This window comes from Dyadobacter sp. OTU695 (assembly GCF_038440355.1).
Lineage (GTDB): Bacteria > Bacteroidota > Bacteroidia > Cytophagales > Spirosomataceae > Dyadobacter.
In genome coordinates, this window is sequence record NZ_JASATN010000063.1 from 1 (window position 1) to 1,232 (window position 1,232).

The 1,232-nt window shown below is 42.5% G+C and carries 1 protein-coding gene; it reads right to left on the bottom strand.

The window, feature by feature from the left end; all coding sequences use genetic code 11:
• Positions 1-16 precede the first annotated feature (16 nt).
• On the bottom strand, positions 17-994 hold the full coding sequence (locus AAHB90_RS32405) for an IS110 family transposase (protein WP_342089477.1): 978 nt from the start codon (positions 992-994) through the stop codon (positions 17-19).
• Between the last annotated feature and the right edge of the window lie 238 nt (positions 995-1,232).

Genomic DNA, 1,232 nt, shown 5'->3' on the forward strand with positions numbered 1-1,232 from the left:
AATGTCAGCCTGATTTCTATGATAAAACCAAGTGATCTTGATAGGTTGCTTGGTTTTTTATTAGGGCAAAGATGGTATGGACGATTTTGTTTCTGACCGCATTAAGGACGGACATTTTATTCTTGCCTTCGGCTACCTTTCTCCGATAGTAGTCTCTGAACTTGTTGTCGAATCTGATGGCGCTCATCGCTGCCAGGTGCAGGATGCTTTTCATGCTTTTATCCGCATAAGTCGATACCCGGGGCTGTCGTTTGATAGAGCTTCCTAACTGATGATCAAAAGGTACTATCCCACAGTAGCAGGCCATCTTCCTGGGTTCTGTAATCGTGGAAAAACCTTCGGTTTTGGCAATCATTGTCCAACAGGTTACAGGGCCCACGCCCGGTACAGATCGTATTTGTCTGGCCTGCTCTTTGATCGTTTCATCTGCCTGAACAATCTTTTCGATCTGGGCTTCCAGTTTTTCGATCTGCGCTTGTATAGACTTAATCAAACCCTGGTTCATTTTTGCCAGCTGCTTTTCAAGACCCATTGTGTTCATCAGCTTGTAATCAGACTGCTGTCCGAGTAATTGCCTTTTCATTTTGATCCTGCCGTTACGCTCTGTCAATAACACTTTCATTTTCTGAATGTTAGTTGAGCTCGGTTTCCAAACGGCGCATTCATCCTGATTCTTCTGGATAAATTTGCAAATCCGCTCAGCATCCACTTTATCATTTTTGCCCCTGACCAATCCCAGGCTCTTTTTCAGGTGTAAAGCTGAGACTACATACACTTCAAAACCGTATTTAGGCAGGGCTTCATACAGTTGCCAGTTATAGCGTCCTGTGTTCTCCATCGCCACAACAACCGATTGGTTGGCCAGCTTTTTGAAGAAGCTATGGATCGCCTTCACTTGGTTAGCAATCGTAAAATGCTCTGATGAGCCTTCTGTGTTCAGGCAGATATCGAGTGTTTTACTGCTGATATCTATGCCAATAATGATCTTTTTCATAAATTGGTATTGGAAAAGTGAAGTGAGAAATTCATCAATTCAACTCAACTCCTTAATAATGGGCTCTGAGCCCGAATTTCTATTTGAGTTATTGATGAAAGGGGAAGTAAAGTCTAAATCAAGCTGTGAGTTCCTAGCTCAGAGCGCATGTCATAGTTTACTTTACTTCCCTTTCTCATTTCATTAAATTACCCACACCAACCTTACTTCCCTAATACATTACGAATCTAAAGGAGCG